This window comes from Nitrospira japonica (assembly GCF_900169565.1).
GTDB lineage: Bacteria > Nitrospirota > Nitrospiria > Nitrospirales > Nitrospiraceae > Nitrospira_C > Nitrospira_C japonica_A.
Genome location: NZ_LT828648.1, coordinates 2,465,909 through 2,486,180, shown reverse-complemented (window position 1 = coordinate 2,486,180; position 20,272 = coordinate 2,465,909). Strand labels below are relative to the sequence as shown.

At 61.2% G+C, this 20,272-nt stretch carries 18 protein-coding genes; 9 read left to right on the top strand and 9 right to left on the bottom strand.

What is annotated here, in order from left to right; all coding sequences use genetic code 11:
- The first annotated feature begins 8 nt into the window (after positions 1 to 8).
- The 4 genes from NSJP_RS11920 to NSJP_RS11905 all read left to right on the top strand — a co-directional run bounded on the left by NSJP_RS11920 (position 9) and on the right by NSJP_RS11905 (position 2,127).
- Positions 9 to 494, top strand: a complete 486-nt coding sequence (locus NSJP_RS11920) for a VOC family protein (protein ID WP_080887107.1) — start codon at positions 9 to 11, stop codon at positions 492 to 494.
- 96 nt (positions 495 to 590) lie between these two features.
- Positions 591 to 1,016: a YciI family protein gene (locus NSJP_RS11915; protein WP_080887106.1), complete on the top strand. Its 426-nt coding sequence runs from the start codon at positions 591 to 593 to the stop codon at positions 1,014 to 1,016.
- Between the two features lie 71 nt (positions 1,017 to 1,087).
- Positions 1,088 to 1,447, top strand: coding sequence for a DUF1428 domain-containing protein (locus NSJP_RS11910; protein WP_080887105.1), 360 nt, complete (start codon positions 1,088 to 1,090; stop codon positions 1,445 to 1,447).
- Positions 1,448 to 1,524: 77 nt separating this feature from the next.
- Complete coding sequence (locus tag NSJP_RS11905; protein ID WP_080887104.1) at positions 1,525 to 2,127, top strand: DUF1579 domain-containing protein; 603 nt, start codon at positions 1,525 to 1,527, stop codon at positions 2,125 to 2,127.
- 25 nt (positions 2,128 to 2,152) lie between these two features.
- On the opposite strand, the gene NSJP_RS11900 is transcribed toward NSJP_RS11905, so the two are convergent.
- The 5 genes from NSJP_RS11900 to NSJP_RS11880 form a co-directional block, all read right to left on the bottom strand.
- Positions 2,153 to 3,376 (bottom strand): endonuclease/exonuclease/phosphatase family protein, encoded by a 1,224-nt coding sequence (locus NSJP_RS11900; protein ID WP_172834303.1) that lies wholly within the window; start codon positions 3,374 to 3,376, stop codon positions 2,153 to 2,155.
- Positions 3,373 to 4,161 carry a lipid-binding SYLF domain-containing protein gene (locus NSJP_RS11895; protein ID WP_080887102.1) on the bottom strand — a complete coding sequence of 263 codons (789 nt, stop codon included), beginning with the start codon at positions 4,159 to 4,161 and terminating at the stop codon, positions 3,373 to 3,375. Before NSJP_RS11895 ends, NSJP_RS11900 begins: the two co-directional genes overlap by 4 nt.
- Positions 4,145 to 4,531 (bottom strand): hypothetical protein, encoded by a 387-nt coding sequence (locus NSJP_RS11890; RefSeq protein WP_080887101.1) that lies wholly within the window; start codon positions 4,529 to 4,531, stop codon positions 4,145 to 4,147. Before NSJP_RS11890 ends, NSJP_RS11895 begins: the two co-directional genes overlap by 17 nt.
- Positions 4,532 to 4,628: 97 nt before the next feature.
- Positions 4,629 to 5,606, bottom strand: a complete 978-nt coding sequence (locus NSJP_RS11885; protein WP_080887100.1) for a hypothetical protein — start codon at positions 5,604 to 5,606, stop codon at positions 4,629 to 4,631.
- 132 nt (positions 5,607 to 5,738) lie between these two features.
- Complete coding sequence (locus NSJP_RS11880) at positions 5,739 to 6,950, bottom strand: patatin-like phospholipase family protein (RefSeq protein ID WP_080887099.1); 1,212 nt, start codon at positions 6,948 to 6,950, stop codon at positions 5,739 to 5,741.
- A gap of 53 nt (positions 6,951 to 7,003) precedes the next feature.
- Here NSJP_RS11880 and NSJP_RS11875 point away from each other — a divergent pair, with 53 nt between their 5' ends.
- Positions 7,004 to 8,170, top strand: coding sequence for an NAD(P)/FAD-dependent oxidoreductase (locus tag NSJP_RS11875; RefSeq protein ID WP_080887098.1), 1,167 nt, complete (start codon positions 7,004 to 7,006; stop codon positions 8,168 to 8,170).
- Here the strand turns inward: NSJP_RS11875 and NSJP_RS11870 are convergent.
- Genes NSJP_RS11870 through NSJP_RS11860 form a run of 3 tightly spaced genes read right to left on the bottom strand, consistent with a single transcriptional unit; the run spans position 8,167 to position 13,382 of the window.
- Positions 8,167 to 9,825: a long-chain-fatty-acid--CoA ligase gene (locus NSJP_RS11870; protein WP_080887097.1), complete on the bottom strand. Its 1,659-nt coding sequence runs from the start codon at positions 9,823 to 9,825 to the stop codon at positions 8,167 to 8,169. The two genes, NSJP_RS11875 and NSJP_RS11870, sit on opposite strands and share 4 nt — an antisense overlap.
- A 42-nt stretch (positions 9,826 to 9,867) precedes the next feature.
- On the bottom strand, positions 9,868 to 12,054 hold the full coding sequence (locus NSJP_RS11865; protein ID WP_080887096.1) for a 3-hydroxyacyl-CoA dehydrogenase NAD-binding domain-containing protein: 2,187 nt from the start codon (positions 12,052 to 12,054) through the stop codon (positions 9,868 to 9,870).
- Between the two features lie 2 nt (positions 12,055 to 12,056).
- A complete protein-coding gene (locus NSJP_RS11860; protein ID WP_172834301.1) occupies positions 12,057 to 13,382 on the bottom strand; it encodes a thiolase family protein in 1,326 nt (441 codons plus the stop codon).
- 193 nt (positions 13,383 to 13,575) lie between these two features.
- On the opposite strand from NSJP_RS11860, the gene NSJP_RS11855 reads away from it, so the two are divergent.
- From NSJP_RS11855 to NSJP_RS11845, 3 genes are all read left to right on the top strand, one after another.
- On the top strand, positions 13,576 to 15,477 hold the full coding sequence (locus NSJP_RS11855; protein ID WP_172834300.1) for an acyl-CoA dehydrogenase family protein: 1,902 nt from the start codon (positions 13,576 to 13,578) through the stop codon (positions 15,475 to 15,477).
- Between the two features lie 40 nt (positions 15,478 to 15,517).
- Positions 15,518 to 16,696 (top strand): thiolase family protein, encoded by a 1,179-nt coding sequence (locus tag NSJP_RS11850; protein WP_080887094.1) that lies wholly within the window; start codon positions 15,518 to 15,520, stop codon positions 16,694 to 16,696.
- A gap of 150 nt (positions 16,697 to 16,846) precedes the next feature.
- Positions 16,847 to 18,340: an MltF family protein gene (locus NSJP_RS11845; protein ID WP_197685412.1), complete on the top strand. Its 1,494-nt coding sequence runs from the start codon at positions 16,847 to 16,849 to the stop codon at positions 18,338 to 18,340.
- Positions 18,341 to 18,361: 21 nt separating this feature from the next.
- Here the strand turns inward: NSJP_RS11845 and NSJP_RS11840 are convergent, their stop codons facing one another.
- A complete protein-coding gene (locus NSJP_RS11840; RefSeq protein WP_080887092.1) occupies positions 18,362 to 19,654 on the bottom strand; it encodes a hypothetical protein in 1,293 nt (430 codons plus the stop codon).
- A gap of 95 nt (positions 19,655 to 19,749) precedes the next feature.
- Here NSJP_RS11840 and NSJP_RS11835 point away from each other — a divergent pair, with 95 nt between their 5' ends.
- Complete coding sequence (locus NSJP_RS11835) at positions 19,750 to 20,214, top strand: hypothetical protein (protein WP_080887091.1); 465 nt, start codon at positions 19,750 to 19,752, stop codon at positions 20,212 to 20,214.
- Positions 20,215 to 20,272 lie beyond the last annotated feature (58 nt).

Sequence of the window (20,272 nt, the reverse complement as noted above, 5' to 3'; positions counted from 1 at the left end):
GACATCCAATGCAACGCATTACTCCCTGCCTGTGGTTCGACGATCAAGCCGAGGACGCAGCGAAGTTCTATGTGTCGGTCTTCAAGAACTCCCGGATGGGGCCCATCACCCGCTATGGAGGAGCAGGAGCGAACGTCTCCGGCCGGCCCAAGGGGTCGGTCATGACCGTGACCTTCCACATCGAGGGACAGGAATTCGTCGCCTTGAACGGCGGACCGCTCTTCAAGTTCAGCGAAGCGATCTCGTTGATGGTCAAGTGCCGGTCTCAACATGAAATCGACGAAATGTGGGCCAAGCTGTCCGAGGGAGGACAGGAAGGACCTTGCGGCTGGCTGAAAGACCAGTACGGTCTCTCCTGGCAAATCGTCGTCCCAGCCTGGGATGAGATGTTACGCGATGCAAACCCTGAAAAATCTGAGCGGGTGATGGCGGCGATATTGCAAATGAGCAAACCTGACATGCAACAGGTTCAGCATGCCTATGACGGCCGCTGAAGAGGCACGCAGCTATATGAACCCGATCGAACCGCGTGGCATAGCGTCGGCCTGCTCGCCGACAAGCGGTTTGACGCAACAATGGGAGATTGCACCATGCGATTCATGATCCTCGTCAAAGCCACCAAGGATTCAGAAGCCGGAATCATGCCGAGCGAACAACTGCTGACTGAGATGGGACGTTTCAATGAAGCGTTGGTAAAGGCCGGCGTGATGCTCGCCGGTGAAGGGCTCCAGCCCAGTTCAAAGGGCGCGCGGGTGAAATTCTCCGGTGACACTCGCACCGTGACCGACGGCCCCTTCACTGAAACCAAGGAGCTTGTCGCAGGATTCTGGCTCTGGCGGTGCAAGTCGAGGGAAGAAGCCATCGAGTGGGTGACGCGTTGCCCCAATCCGATGCCGGGAGAATCGGAAATCGAGATCCGCCAGGTGTTCGAAGCGGAAGACTTCGGGGCCGAATTCACACCGGAGCTCAGAGAGCGGGAAGAACGGCTGCGGGAGGACATCGCCAGGAAGACATGAAGAACCGCGAAGCTCGACCATCACGAAGCACGACCGGACGGACAGCACAGACAGAAGAAAGGACGGTGCGCATGGGTTACGTTGACGGGTTCCTCCTTCCCATTCCGAAGAAGAACATCGAGCGGTACCGCCGGATCGCCCGACAGGCGGAGAAGATCTGGCGGGAGCACGGCGCCCTTGACTACAAGGAGTGCGTGGGCGACGATCTCATGACGAAGATGGGAATTCCCTTTCCCAAGAGCGCGAAGGCCAAGACCGGCGAGACGGTGATTTTTGCCTATATCGTCTATAAATCCCGGGCCCATCGGGACCGGGTGAATGCCAAGGTGATGAAGGATCCTCGCATCCACTCCATGGGAGACCACAAGGACATGCCGTTCGACTGCAAGCGCATGGCCTACGGCGGATTCAAGGTCCTGGTGGGTGCTTAACCTTAGGATCTCAACGTGATGCCGTGAGCCTGTTTCGACGTAGCAATCCCCTCACCCACTCGGATAAAGGAGGCCGTATGCGTGTACGATTCATACCAGTCGCGTGTCTCTCATTGATCGTCATGGCAGCCCCGGTGCTGGCCAAGGAGAAGAAGCACGACAAGCAAATGGATCCTCAGCAAATGATGGAGCTGTGGAAACAGATGGCTCAGCCGGGAGAACCGCACAAACTGTTCGCCGGCTTGGCCGGCAGCTGGACAACCGTCACCAAGGAATGGATGGAGCCGGGCAAGCCTCCGACGGAATCCAGCGGAACCGCCGAGATGAAGATGCTGTTGGACGGCCGCTTTCTCTATCAGGAATACACCGGCCAGATGATGGGGCAGCCGTTTTCAGGAATCGGCATCGACAGCTACGACAATATGACCAAGAAATACGTCACCGCGTGGATGGATTCGATGGGGACGGGCATTTTCTTGATGGAAGGGACGGCCAGTCCGGACGGCAAAACGATCACGCTGAAAGGCCAGCATCCTGAACCGGGCGGCGGACAGATGAAACATCGGGCCGTCTGGAAGATCGTCGATTCCAATACCCAGACGTTCGAAATGTACGGGACCCACCACGGCAAGAAGGAGTCGAAGGTGCTCGAGATCACCTATACAAGGAAGGCCTCCTGATCGATCGGACTCCCGGCCTCCGACCCTAGGATCCCGGTGGACACATCTGATTTGGCGTCCGGAGTGAATAGGTGTTCAGAATCCCATAGTGATCGGAGGCCGGAAACCCCTTGTCGTCCATCTCCAAACCGAACAACGTTTGGCGGAGGCAATAACGGGGAAAATCAGTGTCGGTAAAAATATAGTCGATCCGGCGCGGGCGGATCATCTCTTCCCTATAAGCGGCGATGATCCGCTCGCGGACGGCCATTTCCTCGGATGCCATGGCATTCGTCAGCAGCGTGGGAACGGGCGCCTCGGCATCCTGACGTATCCACGCATTCACGGTGGGATCGGCGGTAAACAGCTCATTGACCTCCAATCCCAGCAATGCCGTGTCCTTGAACCTCAGGAGTTCCACCTCCCTGTATTCGGGGAAATCCCTCTCAAAATTCAGGTCTCCCGCGATGACGATCCCCTCGTACCCTTCTTCACGCTTGAGTTTGTTCAACGTGCGGATCAACACGTTCAACTCGCCGATCCTTCGCAGACGGGTCTGGTCGACCGCCCACTTGAACGATGGATAGTCCCGAAGCCGTCCGTCCCGATGGAGCGAGGCCAGCAGATTCATGAACCGGCCGCCGGTTTCGAATCCGGAATGCAGATGGGTACTGGCCAGCAGGAAACGCCCCTTCCTGCCTGGTAATCCGATCTCGGCGATGAGGCCGTATCGCAACTCGCCCAACTGAAACCCCGAATTGCTCCGGCAGTTGCCAAGATCACCGCTGAGTCGAAGCCCCATGATTTTCTTCAACTCCAGCTCCTCCTTGGCGAGGATGGCCAGTCCGTTGTTGAGATCGGGAAACAACGCCCTGTCTCCCGAGAATCGGACCCCGCAGGCATCCACCTGGTACACCACGCGATAGTGCAACCCGACCGCTTCCAATGCCTCGACGTAATATTGGGCTCTGTCGGGCAGCGGATTGACTTCTTGCAGGAACACCACGTCGGGTCGCTCGAGTTCGAGTTGCTTGATGAACAATTGGAACCTTCGCCTGTTCTGTTCGGGAGTCTCACCGAGCGAGACGCTGACCCGGCCGGTCGCCAAACCATGCAGTGCGTTGAACGTTAGGAATTTGAGCGTAGCGGGCGGAGGAGCGGAAGCCAGCGGGGACTCGGCCTTGTCGTCGAAGAGCGCCGGCGCGGACGAGCAAGCGGCCGTCCATATGCCGAATACCACGACAATCACCCACCGACGACAGAGAGTCACGGCTCTTCCGTTTGCGCGTCCGTCACAGCCGCGCGCAGTCGGGCCGAATACCAATGCCGGACTGAGGATCCGCTCAAGAGGATCTCCGAGGCGCTGACCGATCGGCCGAAATACACCTCATTCCAGTCGTCGTCCGGAGAGAGGATCAATCCGCGAAGGGAAATGCCCCCGTACGCCCCTTCGGACCTGGCATAGGCAACCACGTCGGCGTTCATGGTCGGCGTCACTCCGCCGGCAAGGCCACGCCCTACCGGTCCAACGGTCAGGTTGAGATCGCCGCCGAGCATGAATTTCGAACCGACCATGGAATCGATCCCTTTCTTCGTCATGATCAGTGCGACGACCTGGGATCGCTTCAGACCGATCTGCAGCCCGAAGCTGCCCGCCTTCACCGTGTAAAACGCCGGATCGCTCCATTCTCCAGTCCGCTCATCGTGGAGCAGCAGCACCCCGGAGCCGAGCGTGGCGCCGACAAAATAGCCGGCTTGCAAGACTTGTGGAAGAATCAGGATCCCTTTCGCCTCTTTTAGATTACTGCGGATCCATGCCAGGTCGGGGTTGCCGGCGAAATGAGCGAACGTCAGGCGGGCGTTATCGACCACTTCTTCCAGATCGGTCAGATCCGTCCCTCTCGCTGGGACGGGAAACGCCAGCACTCCCCATCCGGTGAGCAGGCACAGTCCCAGCCTGAGGGCGAAGATGATGCGCGTCAGCGGTGTTGAGCAGTCGGCGAAAAAGGCCCGGATGGAGAGCATCGACGGTGAGGACCTACTCGCCGACTTCATCGCCGGCCGTCAGCCAGGTGAACGCTTCTTCGAAACCGCGGAATGCCCTCAGTTGGTATCCGCGATTCGTCGCGCAGAGTTCAAGAAACGCCATGCGGTCGAAGTCGTCCTTCGGGCGGTTGAGCACCGCGACGCGATAGTCGCGGCTCAGCCCCAAGGTACCCAGGTCGTTCGCCAGGGTCCACACGTCGACCGTGCTCGCGGATGAGCTCGCCTCCCGTCCGTCGATCAGGATTCTGTCAAGGTTCTCCTTCGCGCATATTTCGATCAGGCCTTTGAGCAGTTCTCGGCTGGCCTTGAGATCCACGACGCCGGTGACGTCGCTGCGGAGAAACTCGCTGATGGGAATGACTTTGAGGTTATAGGACATGGATCACCAGGAACTGAAGGAACGGTACCATCGCGAATACGCACAGATTAAGAGACTCGCCGTGTAAGATTCAAGTGAGCAACCTGCCACGGCCCCGTCACCGGCTTCCGGCAGCCAATGGAGCCGGAATCCCGTACTGTCGCCGGATCTCGGCGACCGGTTCATGGACAACGCTCCAAAAGTCCCATGACGGAGCAAACAGATCGACGGTCGTCCGAGCGCCCCGCGCCCACGCCTCCCAGAAAGCCTCGGGATCGAGCTGCCCCTTGGCCGCGCCGGCAAGATCGTTGATCTTGATGTTCAGGTGCCAGCTATATAGCACGGGCAGAATATGGCCTTCCATCGGTCGCACCGGATGCATGCCCGCCGTGAAGGTGGAGACCAGGATTTCGCCGCGCGGGCTCGTATCATAGCCGCTGAGGACATGGGTCGCATCATGCGGCGTGGCAAAGCGAACATTGACCGCCCGTTCCTCCCCCGGATAGGCATAGCCGTTCTTGCGGTAGATCTCCGAAAACGCCCTTCCCAAGGTACCTTCCGCCGACTCGCCCAAGGCGTGATACCGAGCCGCCAAGGACGGATCCCCATGCGGGCTCCGGTACGGCATGAAGATGTCGTTGATGTCGAGACATTCGTCCCAGGGTTCGTTCCACAAGCTCAGCACATTCTGGCGGCTCATGTCCGTCAACGCCCATTGAAGGTCGCCGTCGACCGACTTCGACAGCTCCGTCACATAATCCTGCCGAACGCCCAGCCTCTCGGCATATTCCAGCACGGCTTCGATTCTGGGCCGACTCAATTCCCCGTCGACCAGGGCCGAAACCGAGAGACACCGCAGGGTCATTTCGGCCAGCGCGGCATCCGCCAGCGCCGCGGCAAGCGTTTCGGGCTTCACGGGAACCAAGAGGGCCGGATCGACGTTTCCCTTGCCTCCCAGGACATGGCGCTCGGCGGATCGAAGCGACCGTACCGTGGCGGCACTGAGCGGGAATCGGCCGGAGGCCGTCGCCACATCCCGCATGGCGCCGAGAATCGCGCTGGTCTGATCAGGCGTCGCGGCAATCAATCCGCCCATGATTCCAGCCTGTCCCTCATCGCTCACCCGGTCGAGGCAAGGGATCCTCGAGTGGAAGAAAGCTACCCCTTCGTGTCGGGAGAATCAACTACAGTGTCTACGGTATCTGCGGGCGGCATGGCCCACGAACCCTCAGCTCATGGGAGGGGAAAACCTCAGGTTGTGGGCATCCAAGTCGGCGAGATACTCTTTCATCCGCTGCCGTTCGTGTTGCTTCACATACTCGATCACTTTGTCGTCGATGTCCAACAGTCCCAGACCCGGTGGAATGGATTCCGGCCGAACGACGAAGAGGTTGACACCCGTCTCCTTGGCCTTCATCTGGGCCTCCTGGAGACGGTGGTGAATATACCGTTCGTTCAGCCGCAGAAGATCATTGAGTTCCAGCAAGTCGCGTAGCGGGTGCGGATCGATGCGGACACTGTTCGCCGGCACGTTCAGGAATATGACGACGGTGTCGCAACCGTGACTGAACGCTTCCTCGACCGGCAGCGGATTGGCCAGATCCGCGTCGAGATAGCGATAGCCGTCCATCTCCACCATCTCGAACAACGGATAGAGGGCCATGGAGGCGCGAATCCGCTTAAAAAACGCGTCGTAGACGACCTTCTGCGTCTTGGCGTCCCCCCCTATCGCAGCCCTCACATCGGCATCCTTGTTGGAAAAGACCACCGTCGCCCCGTCCTCGTATCGCTCGGTCATGATATGCCACACGATGGAACTGCCGATCACTTTCTGCAGATCGATCTGTTCACCGAGCTTCGCCAGCAGGGGAAAGGGATCGAGAAACGCCTTCATCCGTTTGAATTCGAAGTACTTGTCCACTTCGCCGAAGGCTTCCAGGATCTCGGGGGATTGCACGAGACGGCGAAAGGATTTCTGCTGGGATTCGAACGTATCCATGAGACGGAAGATGAAACTGACCGCGCGGCCCGCGGCCCGAAACGGCATGCGGAGCCCCAGCGAAAACACCAGGGGAAAGAAGCGAAACGCCCGTTTCACGTCGTGGAACGCGGATCCCGGAGCCAGCCCCTTTGTTGCCCTGGGCACCACGCCCAACAGGCGGGCGAGCTTCTCGCGGAAGAACGGATGAACTTCATAGATCGCTTCCGGTGAAGTGATATAGTCTTCCCAGATGCGAACCGTTTTTTCAGCCCCGACCGGACCCGGATTTTCGACGAACCCGAGCGCGTTGCAGCTTCCCGCGGACGAACTGACGATGTGGCTCGGGGTAATGCCGGCGTTGACAAACTCCGCGGCGGCCACGGCCTGGATGATGGCCTTGCAGCCGCCTCCGCAGAATACAAAAATCACCTTTCCGAATTTGTCCGAGAGGCTACGCATGCCGGTGCTCCCGTCTGACGATCACCGCCTGTTCGCAGTCGAGGGTGTGGTCGATGGATGCGTATGACGTCTGCATCGTCGGCGCCGGCGTCGTCGGCTGCGCCCTGGCTCGAGAGCTCACCATGCGCGCCAGGGACCGTTCATTGCGCATTCTTGTCCTTGAACAGCATCGAGGGGCGGGCGAAGAAACCAGTTCGCGCAACAGCGGCGTGCTCCACGGCGGCATCCACGAAGACCCGGCCACGCTGAAGGGCCGATTGGCGCAAGAAGGCAGCCGGTTGGCGGTTTCATACGCCGTCGAGCGCGGGATTCCGTTGCTCCGGTCCGGAATGGTCATCGCCGTGACCTGGAAGGACATCAGAAGCGGACTCTGGCGCGACATCACCATGCTGCGGAGACTGTGGGTCAACGCCCGCCGCAGCCGGCTGCCGGTTTCCTTCGTCACCGCGCGCGGTCTGCGCAGGTGGGAACCCCACCTCCAGGCTTGCGGGGCCATCGTCATTCCGAGCATCTGCGTCATCGACCCTACCGCCTGGGTATCGGCGCTCAAAGCCGATGCGGAAGCGGCGGGGGTCACGTTCGCCTTCGAACAGCGGGTCGTCGGCATCGATCCCGAGGACGACGGATATATGGTCACCACCGATCGGAAACGGATCCGAACCGACGGCCTGATCAATGCAGCTGGCCTCCATGCCGACGAAGTGGCGTCGTTCCTCTCAGGAAAAAGCTCATACACCATCCGTCCCCTTCGCGGCGAGTATTATGAGATTGTCGCTCCGGAGAAGAAAGGGCTTATCGGGCGGTTGATCTACCCGGCCCTGCCTCCCGGCGCCGCCGGTAAGGGCATACATTTCGGCCCGAGGCCCAATGGACGATTGTACATCGGACCGAACGAAGTCGCCGTACGGGACAAAACCGACTATACCTCGAACCAGACTCCGCCAGGCCAGTTCATCACGGCAGTACAGCGGTTCCTCCCTTCTCTCGAAGAGGGCGATCTTCGCTGGGCCTATTCCGGAATCCGGCCGTCGATCATGACGGACGGCGGGCGCAAGCAGGATTTCATCGTCGCCGTCGCCAGGGAGGCTCCACCCTTCGTCAACCTGATCGGCATCGAATCTCCCGGCTTGTCGGCTGCCATGGGTCTCGCGCGGCACGTCGTCAACCTCCCCTGCGTCACAGGCCGCTGGCGGCTCCCCGCTGCAGCCGCGCCGGCCTAGCCGTTCGGCTGAAGTCGAGCCTGTTCCTCCACCCGCAGCACCCTATGCAACATCTTGCCCAGGATAGACCGGGGCAGCTCGTTGCGAAATTCGATTTTCCTCGGCACCTTGTACGCTGCCAGATAATGCCGGCAATGGGTCACCAGGTCCTCGGCGGTCAGGGCGGTGGTCTTCGGCACTACGAATGCTTTGATCGACTCACCCCCGTCTCCCGCCTGTACGCCGATGACAGCCGCATCTTGTACGAGGGGATGGAGCTGCAACGCCTGTTCGACCTCGGCAGGATACACGTTGAATCCCGAATTCGAGAGGATCATGTCCTTCTTCCGATCCACGACATAGAAGAACCCGTCCTGGTCGGTCCTGGCCATGTCTCCCGTGGCGAGCCATCCGCCGGGTTTGACGGCGTTGGCGGTCTCCACCGGGTTGTTCCAATACCGTTCCATGACTTGCGGCCCGCGGACCCACAATTCGCCGATCTCCCCTTCCCGTACGTCGCAGCCGGATTCGTCCACGATGCGGGCGTCGGTGTTAGGGACGGGCAAGCCGATGGACCGCTTGACCGATAGTCCCCGCGGAATATTGCAGTGTGTGACGGGAGAAGCCTCGGACAGGCCGTAGCCTTCGACGATGAGGTGGCCCGTGTGCTCTTTGAATTTCTTCAGCAATTCGTACGGCAATGCCGCCCCGCCGCAGATCACGAACTTCGTGGAGGCGAAATCTGTCGCCACGCAGTGTTCGAGCAATTTTCTGACAAATGCCGGCACCAGCGTGATCACCGTCGGCTGTTTCTTGCGGAGCAGGGAGAGCAACACCGACATGTTGCGCGGATCGGGAACCAGGATCATGCATCCCCCGACCGCGAGACAGATATTCTGCGTCACCGTCATGCCGAACACGTGAAACAGCGGAAGCGCCGCCAGAAAGCTCTCGACTCGTTCGGCCGGCGAGAACCAGCTGACCAGCTGGCGGATATTGGCGGTCAGGTTCCGATGGCGAAGTTCCGCCCCCTTGGAAAGGCCCGTGATCCCACCCGTATATTGCAGGACGGCGATGTCTTCCGGCGTCACCACGGGCAGCTGCGCCGGGTCGCCGTCCGTCAGGTTCAGGACGTCATGAAAGAGTCTGGTCGCGCCCCCGATCGGAATGTCGACCACATGACGATTGTTGCGGTGGTTGTACAGATACCGCGCGATGGTGGTCATGAAATCCGTGATCTGCGTGACGATGACGAGCTCGATGTCGAGGTGCCTGATCTTCTGGTACATCTGATCGAGAACGACGATCGCCTTGGCCCCGGCATCGTGCAACTGATGAGACAGCTCGTGCTCCGTATAGGTCGGATTGCAGGCCACGACGATCCCGCCCGCCCGCAGAATGCCGAAATAGGCGATGACGGTTTGCGGGCAATTGGGCAGACACAAGGCCACCCGGTCTCCCTTGCGCACTCCCAGCGCGGCGAGGCCGCAGGCGAACTTGTCCACGAGCGCTTGACAATCATGATAGGAAATCGTCTTGCCGAAAAAATAGAGCGCCGGACGGCGGGAGAAGCGACGCGCGCTGCCGGACAACACGTCGAGGAGCGTTTCGGAACTCAGCGGAATTTGCGGCGGGACTCCGTGCGGATAATGCGACATCCAGAGCCGTTCAGGCATATGCGCTCCATCCTGCCCTGCGTGCCTGCCCGAGCCTCCCGGCTACCACTCGCCGGCCGCCAGGCCGGGGCAGGGTTCGAATCGCTTTCCATACCGCTGCGCCAGGGCTTCCAGCTCTCCGGCAAGCGCCCGCGGCGTCATCGTATCACGAGCCCACGTCAGCAAGCCGCCGCGGAATCCAGGGAACCCGATTCCATAGGTGAGAGCCAGATCGACTTCCTGCGGCTGTTCGACGATGTTGTCAGTCAGGCATCGCACCGCTTCATCCACCATCGGAAGAAACAGGCGGCGGTGCAGCACTTCGTCCGACAACGACGCCGGTTCCGCACCGAAAGCCCGGCGATGCTCTCTGATCGCCTCGACTGCCTCCGGATTCTCCTTTCCCGACTTCCAGAACGGCAGCGGCACACCCCCCTCTCCGAGGAGTCCGCGCAAGAGGGCCTCGCGTGATTCGATTCGATGGCCTAATACGGTCAGTGACGCCAGCACGTGGATGGCAACGGGCAAGCCGATCAGGTCGATCAATTCCAGCGGACCCATCGGATGTCCGCTGTCGACCGCCATGCCGAAATCCTGCGCGATACGGTCGATACGCTGAATTGGCACTCCCTCCCCGACCAGGATGACGGCCTCCGCGAGATAGCGAGAAAGAATACGATTCACCAGGAACCCCGGCCCGTCGCGCACGAGGAGCGGAAACTTGCCCAGCCGCTTGGCCACGGTGCACGCCTCCGCCAGCGCCCATTCGGACGTAAATGGCGCTCGGACGACTTCCACCAACTGCATCTTGGCCACCGGATTGAAGAAGTGCAGCCCCACGCATCGGTCGGGACAAATCGCATTGACCGCAATGTCAGCCAGCGTATAAGAGGAGGTATTGGTGGCGAATATGGCGTTGGACGGCGCCTCCAATTCGAACTCCGCGAGCACCGCCCGTTTTACTTCCAGCTTCTCCGATACCGCCTCGATGACCAGCCCCGCCGAGCTGACGTCGGACATGCGCGTGGTCGGGGCGATCCTCAAACTTCGATAGCGGAGTTCGGAAGGCAGGATGATTCTCTTCCGCACCTGTGCCGCCAGCGCCTTGTGAATCCGCCCGGCTGCGGCGGCCAAAATGTCCGGCGCGAGATCCCGTAACACGACAGAATACCCTCGATCGGCCAGCTGTCCCGCGATCTGAGAGCCCATCAGGCCGGCGCCGAGCACGCCGAGGCGCGTCACCCCCTGGGCAGCGGTAGCCGCCTTCCGCTTGACCGCTTCACCGGCCAGGAACAGTCCCACCAGATGTGTGGACACGGAACTCGCCATCAGCTCGATCAGAAGAGGCTTTTCCACGGTCAACGACGCTTCAAGCAGATCCATACCCAGCCCGCGTTCGACGGCGTCGATGGCACGGACCGGCGCGGGGTAAAAATGCCGGACGCGCTTGAGGACCTGCCGTCTGGCGAAGCGGCAGACCAGCGAGCGAATCAGCGGAGCACCCGGGAGCCATCGGCTCAGCGGGAGACTGGACCGGCGGTCGGTCGCGCCCCGCAGCCTCCGTACCTGGGCGAGTGCCGCCTGAATGAGCGTTTCCTGCTGGATTTCGTCGAGCCGCCTCACCCGGGAGGGAATCGAGGTGACCATGGCATTGATCAATCCCATGCGCAGCGCCTGGCGGGGGAACACCGTCCTGCCGGTGGTGATCATGTCCAACGCGGGCACGAGACCAATCAGCCGCGGCAGCCGCTGGGTCCCGCCGAATCCGGGCAGTATGCCCAACCTCACTTCGGGGAGCGCCAGGCCAGTTCTCTCGTGTGTACTGGCCACGCGTGCGTGACAGGCGAGCGCCAACTCCAGACCTCCTCCGAGACAGACCCCTTCCACGGCCGCCACGAACGGTTTCCGCGACCGTCCCATCGCGTCGAATACGGTATGGGCGTCGACGACCAGCCGGTCCAGTTCCTGAAAGGACTTCCGCCGCTGCGCGTCGTGCATTTCCTCCAAGTCGGCCCCCGCGCAAAAATTGCCGTGCTTCAGGCTCAACAACACGACCCCGGTAACGGCGGAAGCCCCTTCGGCCCACTGCACCAACTGCCGCCATTCGGCCATGCTGTCGACGTTGAGCACGTTGACGGCCTTGCCCTGGTAATCGAATCCTGCCAGCAGGGTCCCGTCCTCCAACACGGCGGTCTTGAAATGCCGAAGCCCGCCGGGGCCCTCGATTGTGCCGATTGGATCGTTCGCCATCCCTACTTTCTTTCCACGATCATCGCCACGCCTTGCCCGCCGCCGACGCAGGCGCTGATCAGAGCCCGCTGGGCATTGCGTCTCCTGAGCTCGTAGAGCGCCGTCATTGCCAGCCGCAACCCCGACACGCCCACCGGATGGCCGAGCGCGATCGCACCCCCGTGGGGATTGAGATCGTCGGAAGGGATGTGCCCAAGCCGTTCCGTCCAGCCGTACCGCCCGAACTTCCGTTCCATGAGTGCGGAAGAATCGAGGATGCGCGTGATACCCAACACCACGGAAGCAAACGCTTCGTTGATCTCGCAAACGGCGAAATCTTTCAGGCTCAACCCGGTCTTAGCCAGCAAGGAGGCGATGGCGCCGACGGGAGCCAACCCCATGCAGGACGGCTCATAGCCGAAATCGGCGTACTCCCGCACATATCCCAGAATGGGCAACCCGAGCGACTTGGCCTTTTCCTCTTCCATCAGCAGCATGGCGGCGGCGGCATCGGTGATCTGGGAGGCATTCGCCGGTGTGACCGAGCCGTGGAACCGGTCGAACACCGGTCTGACGCCGCCGAAGGTCTCAAGACTCGCATCCTCGCGGATCCCGTTGTCGTGAGTAACGTAGGCCTGTCGCTCGGGCACGTACGTCGTGACCACCTCGTCGGCGAACAAGCCGTTCTTCCAGGCGCGCGCCGCCCGCTGGTGCGACTGGACCGCATAGGCGTCCTGCTCCTCGCGACTGATGCGCAGTTCGGGGTCCTTCGAAATGTTCTCGGCGGTCAATCCCATGATCAGGTCGCACATCGGATCAGTGAGACCCATGACCAGTCCCACGCGGGGCGGATACCGTTTCAAATTGAGCAGTTTGGGAATCAACGACAAGGCGGCGCCGGCCCGTTCACGGAACGTCCGGCCTTTCCCGTAGCGAAGTATGAGATCGGCGACGGTCCGGTCGTAGACGACCGGAATGCGGCTCATGGCCTCCATGCCCATGGCCAACACCGTATCCGCGTCACCGCTTCGGATGCGAAGGCTTGCATAGTAGAGCGCCGTCACGCCCGAGCCGCAATTCTTTCCTGCCACGGTGTCGGCGGGAATCGTCGCGGGCAGCCCGCCGGTCACGGCCGCCACCCTCGTCGGATTGACGGCGTGCATGGGCGTCGCGACGTTGCTGCCGAGCACGCAATCGATTGTGGTGAGCGGCAGGTTCCAGCGGTGACATCGCATGATGAGTTCGCGGACGACCCATGCGCCCAACACTTCCGCATCGGTCCCGCTGAAATCCGTTCCCTCTTTGCAGAGCGGCGTTCGGAACGCATCAACGACCACGACATTGCGCATCGTGCGATCTCCGTTCGTTTCACCCCATGGTACCACGGCTGGACCATTTCCACGCAGTCGCCGATCGCCGTTTTGCCTCCCACAATGGAGGGGGGAACGCCTCATGAACCTGAACCATGGCGGCCCGAGCCTACTTCAGGTAGAATCGGTACGGAAGGTACCGGCAACGCCGTCTGGCTCAAAACCGGCGCGCATGACTCAATCGGACGTATTTCAGGGCTCTGTCGCAGTCGCGGAAACCGCCCGGGACAAGGCGGCCTACCAGGGCTTCCTGGCAGGGCTCTTCGTCCACGACATCCGCTGGCATCTGTTTTCCTCAATCCGCATTCCCCCCACCAGCCCCCCGGCGCTCGAATTCCTGGAGCGTTTCAAAGCCGCGCTCCTTTCACTCGACGCGGAACGCATCGACCGGGAGGGAGAACTGCCTGACTCGACGATCAAGGACCTGGCCGGTCTGGGCGCCTTCGGAATCAAAATTCCCCGATATTACGGCGGCCTCGAGCTCAGCCAATCCGAATACCAGCAGGTCGCGACCCTGTGCGGCAGCGTGGACGCTTCGCTGACCGTCCTCTTGTCGGCCGCGCAGTCGATCGGCGTCCCGGAACCCCTGCGCCTCTTCGGCACCGATGACCAGAAAGCCCGGTATCTCCCCCGGCTGGCGCGCGGCGAGATTTCCGGCTTTGCGCTCACGGAACGTCACGTGGGCTGCGACATTTCCAAGGTCGACACGTACGCGGTCCGCGTGCTGGAACGAGGCGAGACCGTGGGATATCGCCTCACCGGAGACAAGTTTTTCATCACGAATTCCGCCAAACGGGACGGCGAATTCCTCTCGTCCATGCTGGTCGTCATCGCAAGAATCGTAGACAAGCCGGATGACATGAAGGATTCGCGCGCGCCGAAACGCTACGGCGCGTTCATCGTGGAAACCCAATGGCCCGGCTGTTCCGTGACGCGGCTCCATTTCGAAGGCGTCAGGGCCATCTATAATGGAGCGCCGTCCTTCGACCGGGTCTACGTGCCGATTGAGAACCGTCTGGGCGGTGAAGAGGACGGCCTGCGCATCGCCCTCGCCACCCTGACCGTAGGCCGTCTCACCCTCCCCGCCGCCTGCCTGGGCGGGCTCAAGCAATGCGTCGCGCTCATGCGTTGGTGGGCGAAAGCCCGCGTCCAGTGGAACAAGCCGATCGGGGAGCACACGCTGATCGGGGAGAAACTCTGCCGGACCGCCGCCTACGCCCTGGCGCTCGAAGCCGTCATGGCGTATTGCGGGGCCTGGGCGAACAAGAAGGGCGATCTCAGGCTCGAATCGGCGGCCGCCAAGATCATCGGCAGCGAATGGTACTGGGAGGCGGTCAACGACCTCTTTCAGGTGCGCGGCGGGCGCGGCTTCATGACGGCCGACTCCCAGAGAAAGAGCGGCGAGGTTCCCGTTCCCGTAATGCGGATGATGCGCGACGCGCGGATCAATTTGGTATGGGAAGGGACCAGCGAAATTTTGCGTATCTGGATGGCGCGGGAAGCCCTGGCCCCCTACATTGATCAGGGACTGGCCCTGTTGGACGGTTCGTGGTCGGAGAAGACGGCGGCCGCATTGTATTACAGCCGTGCCTGTCTTCGTTCGAGCCTTCCCCTCCTTCATGCAAAAGGTCCCAGCGGCCTCTTCGGGAAGGATTACGCGCGGTGGACGAGGCTGATCGAATCCGCGTCGCGCAAGTTGAGCCGCTCCACGCTCGTCGCGGCATTGCGCCACCGGCAAGGCTTGCACAACAAACAACTCCAGCTTCAAGGCCTGGTGGACGACAGCCTGCTGATCTTTCCCATGACCGCAGTGCTATGGTTCGCTTCTCAGCCGGAGATGCGGATCAAGCCGGGCATCCGTCAACTGGTCGATTATTTTTGCGAAGACATGGCCGACCGTCTGCGCACCGGATCATCCGTGACCGGGCGGGGCGGACGGCCGGGCCGTGATACGGCCGTCTATCGGCTTTCCAAGGCGATCATGAACGGCGATTACGCCTGGCTGGAGGACGGGATCATGCCCGGCATGAATTCTGATCCAACAGCAGCCGGGACCGCGAATCACCCGAAATAGTCGGTCTCGTCCGGCAAGTCCAGCCCGTTCCATCAACGCGATGAATAACCAACCGCAGTCCGTCATTGTCAGCGCAGTTCGAACCCCGATGGGCAGCTTCAACGGGGCGTTCAGCACCGTGCCGGCCACCAGACTGGGAAGTATTGCGATCGCGGAGGCACTCCGCCGGACCGGTGTCTCCCCGGATCGTGTCGACCAGGTGTTGATGGGATGCGTGCTCAGTGCCGGACTCGGCCAGGCCCCGGCCAGACAGGCCTCGATCGGCGCAGGAATTCCGTATTCCGTGGGAGCCACGACGGTCAACAAGGTCTGCGGCTCAAGCATCGCCACCGTCATGATGGCGGCGCAAGCCATCGCCTTGGGCGAAGCCCGCGTCGTGGTCGCGGGCGGGATGGAAAACATGACGCGCGCGCCCTACCTGCTGGAGAAGGCCCGGCAAGGATACAAGCTGGGACACGCGGAGCTGGTAGACAGCCTCATCAAAGACGGACTATGGGACGTCTATAACGATTTCCACATGGGCGATGCCGGAGAGCTCTGCGCCGGGAAATACGGTCTGACCCGGCAGGAGCTCGATGATTTTGCGCTCGAGAGCTATCGGCGGGCCCGTCAGACCATAGAAGCGGGACTGTTCAGGTCTGAGATCGTACCGGTTGACGTGGTACAGCGAAAAGGCACGGTGACGGACGACGAGGAACCCAACCGGGTCGACTTGGGTAAACTGCGCCATCTGGTCCCGGCGTTCCGGCCGGACGGAGTGTTGACCGTCGGGAATTCCCCGTCCTGCAACGACGGTGCTGCGGCCCTGGTGGTGATGGCGTCGGAGGAAGCCGAGACGCTCGGACTGACTCCAATGGCGCGTATCGTCGGGTATGCGTCGGCGGCGCTGGCCCCAGAATGGCTGACGATTGCCCCGGTGGAAGCGATCAAGCTCGTGCTCAAGAAAACCGGTTTCTCGCTCACGGACATCGATCTGTTCGAGATCAATGAGGCGTTTTCCGCCGTGTCGCTGGCCGTCAATCGCGAACTCGGCCTCGACGGCCGGAAGGTCAACGTGCGCGGAGGCGCAGTCTCCCTCGGGCACCCGATCGGAGCGACCGGCGCGCGAATCCTCACCACCCTGCTTCACGCTATGCCGGCCATGGATGCCAAACGTGGACTGGCCAGCCTCTGTATCGGCGGAGGAGAGGCGTTGGCGATCGTCGTGGAACGCATCTAGTTCTCCCCTCACCGGCGCCCGTTTTCGATGTGCCGACGTGGCGCAGATGCTCGGATTCCACATTCTTGACCCGGTCCTCTCACGAGTGCTAGTCTTTTGCCCGCCCGCATGGGGCGGATGCTCGAACGGGACCTCATACGGAACAGCGTCGTGAAGCGGTTATTTCTCGCCACCGCCTTGTTTGGTTCGCTCTTTCTCGTCGGCCTGCCGACGCCACAGTCCCTCGCAGCCGCTCTTCAATCATCCGACGATCACGACCTCGTCCAGTCGTCCATTCTCCGGCCGTGGACCGGGGATCTCGACGGCATGGTCGAGCGCCGCGTCATCCGGGCGCTCGTGGCCCCGTCGCGCACGTCATACTGGCTCAACGGGGCCAGACAAACCGGGGCCGAGTACGAACTGCTGAAGGCATTTCAGGAGGAAATCAACGCCAAGTACCAGAGTCGCAACAAGCACATCCTCGTCCACGTCGTCTTCATTCCGACATCCCGCGACCAACTGATTCCCGCATTGCTCGAGGGACGCGGCGATATCGCAGCCGGCATCCTGACCGTGACGCCGGAACGGCTTGAAAAAGTGGACTTCGGGGAGCCGTTCTTCCGCGGAGTCAAGGAAATCGTCGTGACAGGGCCCGCGTCTCCCAACATCACGTCCTTGAGCGACCTCTCCGGCAAAGAGGTGTTCGTCCGCAAGTCCTCGAGTTATTGGAGCCACCTGGAGCGCCTCAACGAACAGTTTGCTCAGGAACAGAAGGCTCCGGTGATCCTGAAACCCGCGCCGGAGGATCTGCAGGACGACGACTTGTTGGAAATGGTCAACGCGGGGCTCGTCGAAATCATCGTCGTCGATCGTTACCAAGCATTGCTCTGGTCCAAAGTCTTCAAAAAGCTCGTTGCGCACAAGGGGGTCGTGCTCAACGCGGGCGGGGATTTCGCATGGATGCTCAGGAAGGACAGCCCCAAGCTGAAGGCCGAGATCGACGAATTCGCCAAAAAGTACGGGCGCAAGTCCGAGTTCGGCAACGCCTTGGTCAAAAAATACGGCGGAGACGGCAATCCGCGGATCGTCAAGCAGGCCACGTCGGGCACCGAGATCAAGAAATTCTCCAAGACGGTCGATTTGTTCCGCAAGTACGGCGCTCAGTACGAGATGGACTATCTCCTGATGATCGCCCAGGGCTATCAGGAATCGCTGCTCGACCAGAACGCGCGCAGCAATGTCGGCGCGGTCGGCGTCATGCAGTTGATGCCGGCGACCGGAAACGAAATGAAGACCGGCGATATCACACAGCTTGAACCCAACATTCACGCCGGCATCAAGTATGTCCGTTACATCCGTGATCAGTTCTTCGAGAACGAGGACATGGACAGCCGGAACAAGATTCTGTTCTCGTTCGCCGCGTACAATGCGGGGCCGGCGCGGGTGCAAAAGCTCAGGAAGGAAGCCGAGAAACGGGGACTCAATCCGAACGTGTGGTTCAATAACGTCGAACTCATCGCCGCACGGCGCATCGGCGAAGAGACCGTCACGTACGTGGCCAACATCTACAAGTATTACATCGCCTACAAGCTCGTGGAAGAACAGCGGGCGGAGAAGGAAAAACGCCGCGCCGATCTGCAACACGACCTCTCCGGTCCGCAGTAATCCGTTCGTCCATCCGCTCCGTCAGTCGACCAACTGCATCTTGTTCTGCATCTGTTCCTTCGTCACAATTTTACGCTCGCGCAATTCTTGACGCACGCGAGGCGAAAGCGATCCGGCGATCCACATCTCGACGCGCGCGCTTCGCTTCCGATGGCGAACGGCGGACACCAGTCGGTTCACGACCGCTTCGGTCTTGTCCGTCCAGATGGCGTAATCGACCGGAGCGGGAAAGATCGCCGATCGATCCTTCGTGCGTCCCAACGGAACTCGGCCGAATATCGTGATCTCGGTGATGGAAGACTCTTCTCTGTTGTAGGCCTGCAGCAGTTCCGCCGCCTGCTGGTAAAAGAAGGCCTCCTCCTCGGACAACGCGTTCAACGCCACCGTCAGAAACCGGTCCCGCCGCTTGGTTTCGGTCAACGTCCCGAGGCAGGCGACGATGATGGTTTGATGGCGGGGTGAATAGTACGGCTGATCGAGAAATTTCTCGATCAGCTCCTCCTTGATTCCCATGGCCCGCAGCTGCCTTCGATTGAGGAGGCGCAGATCGTCCGGACCCCGTTCTTCGAGCACGCGGTTCAACACCTCGACGCTGTTCAAACTCACGACCGCCAGCGGGAGCGGATTGGGAACCGGCACGAGCAGCATGGCGAACGTCGTCGTATACCCGGCCAAGCTCGCCCAGGCCACGCGATCCAGCTCCAACTGGAGAATGGGATTCGACGAGTACACGTCCACGTCGTAATGAGCCGCGATACGGCGTTTGTAGGCGGCAACCTGGACCAGGTTCTTGAAGTCCGAGTCCTCGTACTGGCTGGAATCACGGAACATGCCGGTGACGCTGGATTCAATCAAGCGGTACACGCCGCGCGGCATACCGGCCAGCGTATCCAGCGGCTCCGACGCAAGACGGCCCACCGCATGGATGGGCCTGACAACGACCTTCACCGCCGATTCGACGGCGACCTTCGGCGCGAACCGCGCCCGGAGATCCGCGATGGCGGTCAATTCAAGCCGCAGGCGCCGAAACATCGTGTCGCCGTGCGCCAGATACACGCCGAAATCGGTATCGACCGTATAGCCGTGCATGTAGCCGTCGTGCTGAACTGGCGCTTCGATGCGGCCGTGCGGCACGTCGCGCAACTCGGGCGGGAGCGCATCCTCGATCGTTCTCGGCTCCGGTGTTTCGTACTCGGTCGCCGCCGTCGCATGAGAGAGGCTCTCGATCAGAAATACGACCACACCGATGAGGAGGAACAGGCACATTCGGCCCAGCCGCGAGTCGCCGACGTGGAGCGGGAGGAGATGACCCATCGAGCGACAAACTACGATGGGTCTCCGCGGAGTGTCAAGCTCATGACATCCCCCGCACGCTTGCATCCCGTTCGCCGTTTCAATATGCTTTCGCCATGCGCGCCTGTCTCCTGTTTCTGGTACTGACCATGACGGCGGGATGCGCGTTCTTCGACCGTGACGACGATCCGTCTCCCGTACAGGATTCCATCCCCGAAGCCGTGCTCACCGCGTCCTGCACCGAGCTGTGGAAGCACTACAGCGACGAACTGCGGCTCGTCGATGACGACGATGCCAACTGGCAGATGCATGACGACAAGGCCCAGCAGTACTTCGGGCATTTCGGGGCCGCGTGCAACGCGGCGGACATGCGCGACGCAGCCGCAAAGGACCTGCGGTGCAAGGCTCTCTGGGGTCTCTATGTGAAGGAAGTGGGGCGCATGACCAAGGAGGAGCAGACGTGGCTCGACCACGACGCGCAACAAACCGAAGCGATGAACCGCATCAGGTCGAGCTGCGCCAAAACCGCCTGCACCTTCCTGCCCGGCATCAAATGCCGCATGCCGAACAATCCGCAATAAAACGGATCACCGCGTTCTCGCGACGCCGCACGCATATGTTTGTCGATTCCTCGCCTTG

Bases quoted from the DNA above. Each gene is read 5' to 3' on its own strand.
- NSJP_RS11920 (WP_080887107.1), top strand. From the start codon at position 9: ATGCAACGCATTACTCCCTGCCTGTGGTTCGACGATCAAGCCGAGGAC.
- NSJP_RS11915 (WP_080887106.1), top strand. From the start codon at position 591: ATGCGATTCATGATCCTCGTCAAAGCCACCAAGGATTCAGAAGCCGGA.
- NSJP_RS11910 (WP_080887105.1), top strand. From the start codon at position 1,088: ATGGGTTACGTTGACGGGTTCCTCCTTCCCATTCCGAAGAAGAACATC.
- NSJP_RS11905 (WP_080887104.1), top strand. From the start codon at position 1,525: ATGCGTGTACGATTCATACCAGTCGCGTGTCTCTCATTGATCGTCATG.
- NSJP_RS11895 (WP_080887102.1), bottom strand. From the start codon at position 4,161: ATGAAGTCGGCGAGTAGGTCCTCACCGTCGATGCTCTCCATCCGGGCC.
- NSJP_RS11890 (WP_080887101.1), bottom strand. From the start codon at position 4,531: ATGTCCTATAACCTCAAAGTCATTCCCATCAGCGAGTTTCTCCGCAGC.
- NSJP_RS11885 (WP_080887100.1), bottom strand. From the start codon at position 5,606: ATGGGCGGATTGATTGCCGCGACGCCTGATCAGACCAGCGCGATTCTC.
- NSJP_RS11880 (WP_080887099.1), bottom strand. From the start codon at position 6,950: ATGCGTAGCCTCTCGGACAAATTCGGAAAGGTGATTTTTGTATTCTGC.
- NSJP_RS11875 (WP_080887098.1), top strand. From the start codon at position 7,004: ATGGATGCGTATGACGTCTGCATCGTCGGCGCCGGCGTCGTCGGCTGC.
- NSJP_RS11870 (WP_080887097.1), bottom strand. From the start codon at position 9,825: ATGCCTGAACGGCTCTGGATGTCGCATTATCCGCACGGAGTCCCGCCG.
- NSJP_RS11865 (WP_080887096.1), bottom strand. From the start codon at position 12,054: ATGGCGAACGATCCAATCGGCACAATCGAGGGCCCCGGCGGGCTTCGG.
- NSJP_RS11860 (WP_172834301.1), bottom strand. From the start codon at position 13,382: ATGCGCAATGTCGTGGTCGTTGATGCGTTCCGAACGCCGCTCTGCAAA.
- NSJP_RS11855 (WP_172834300.1), top strand. From the start codon at position 13,576: ATGACTCAATCGGACGTATTTCAGGGCTCTGTCGCAGTCGCGGAAACC.
- NSJP_RS11850 (WP_080887094.1), top strand. From the start codon at position 15,518: ATGAATAACCAACCGCAGTCCGTCATTGTCAGCGCAGTTCGAACCCCG.
- NSJP_RS11840 (WP_080887092.1), bottom strand. From the start codon at position 19,654: ATGGGTCATCTCCTCCCGCTCCACGTCGGCGACTCGCGGCTGGGCCGA.
- NSJP_RS11835 (WP_080887091.1), top strand. From the start codon at position 19,750: ATGCGCGCCTGTCTCCTGTTTCTGGTACTGACCATGACGGCGGGATGC.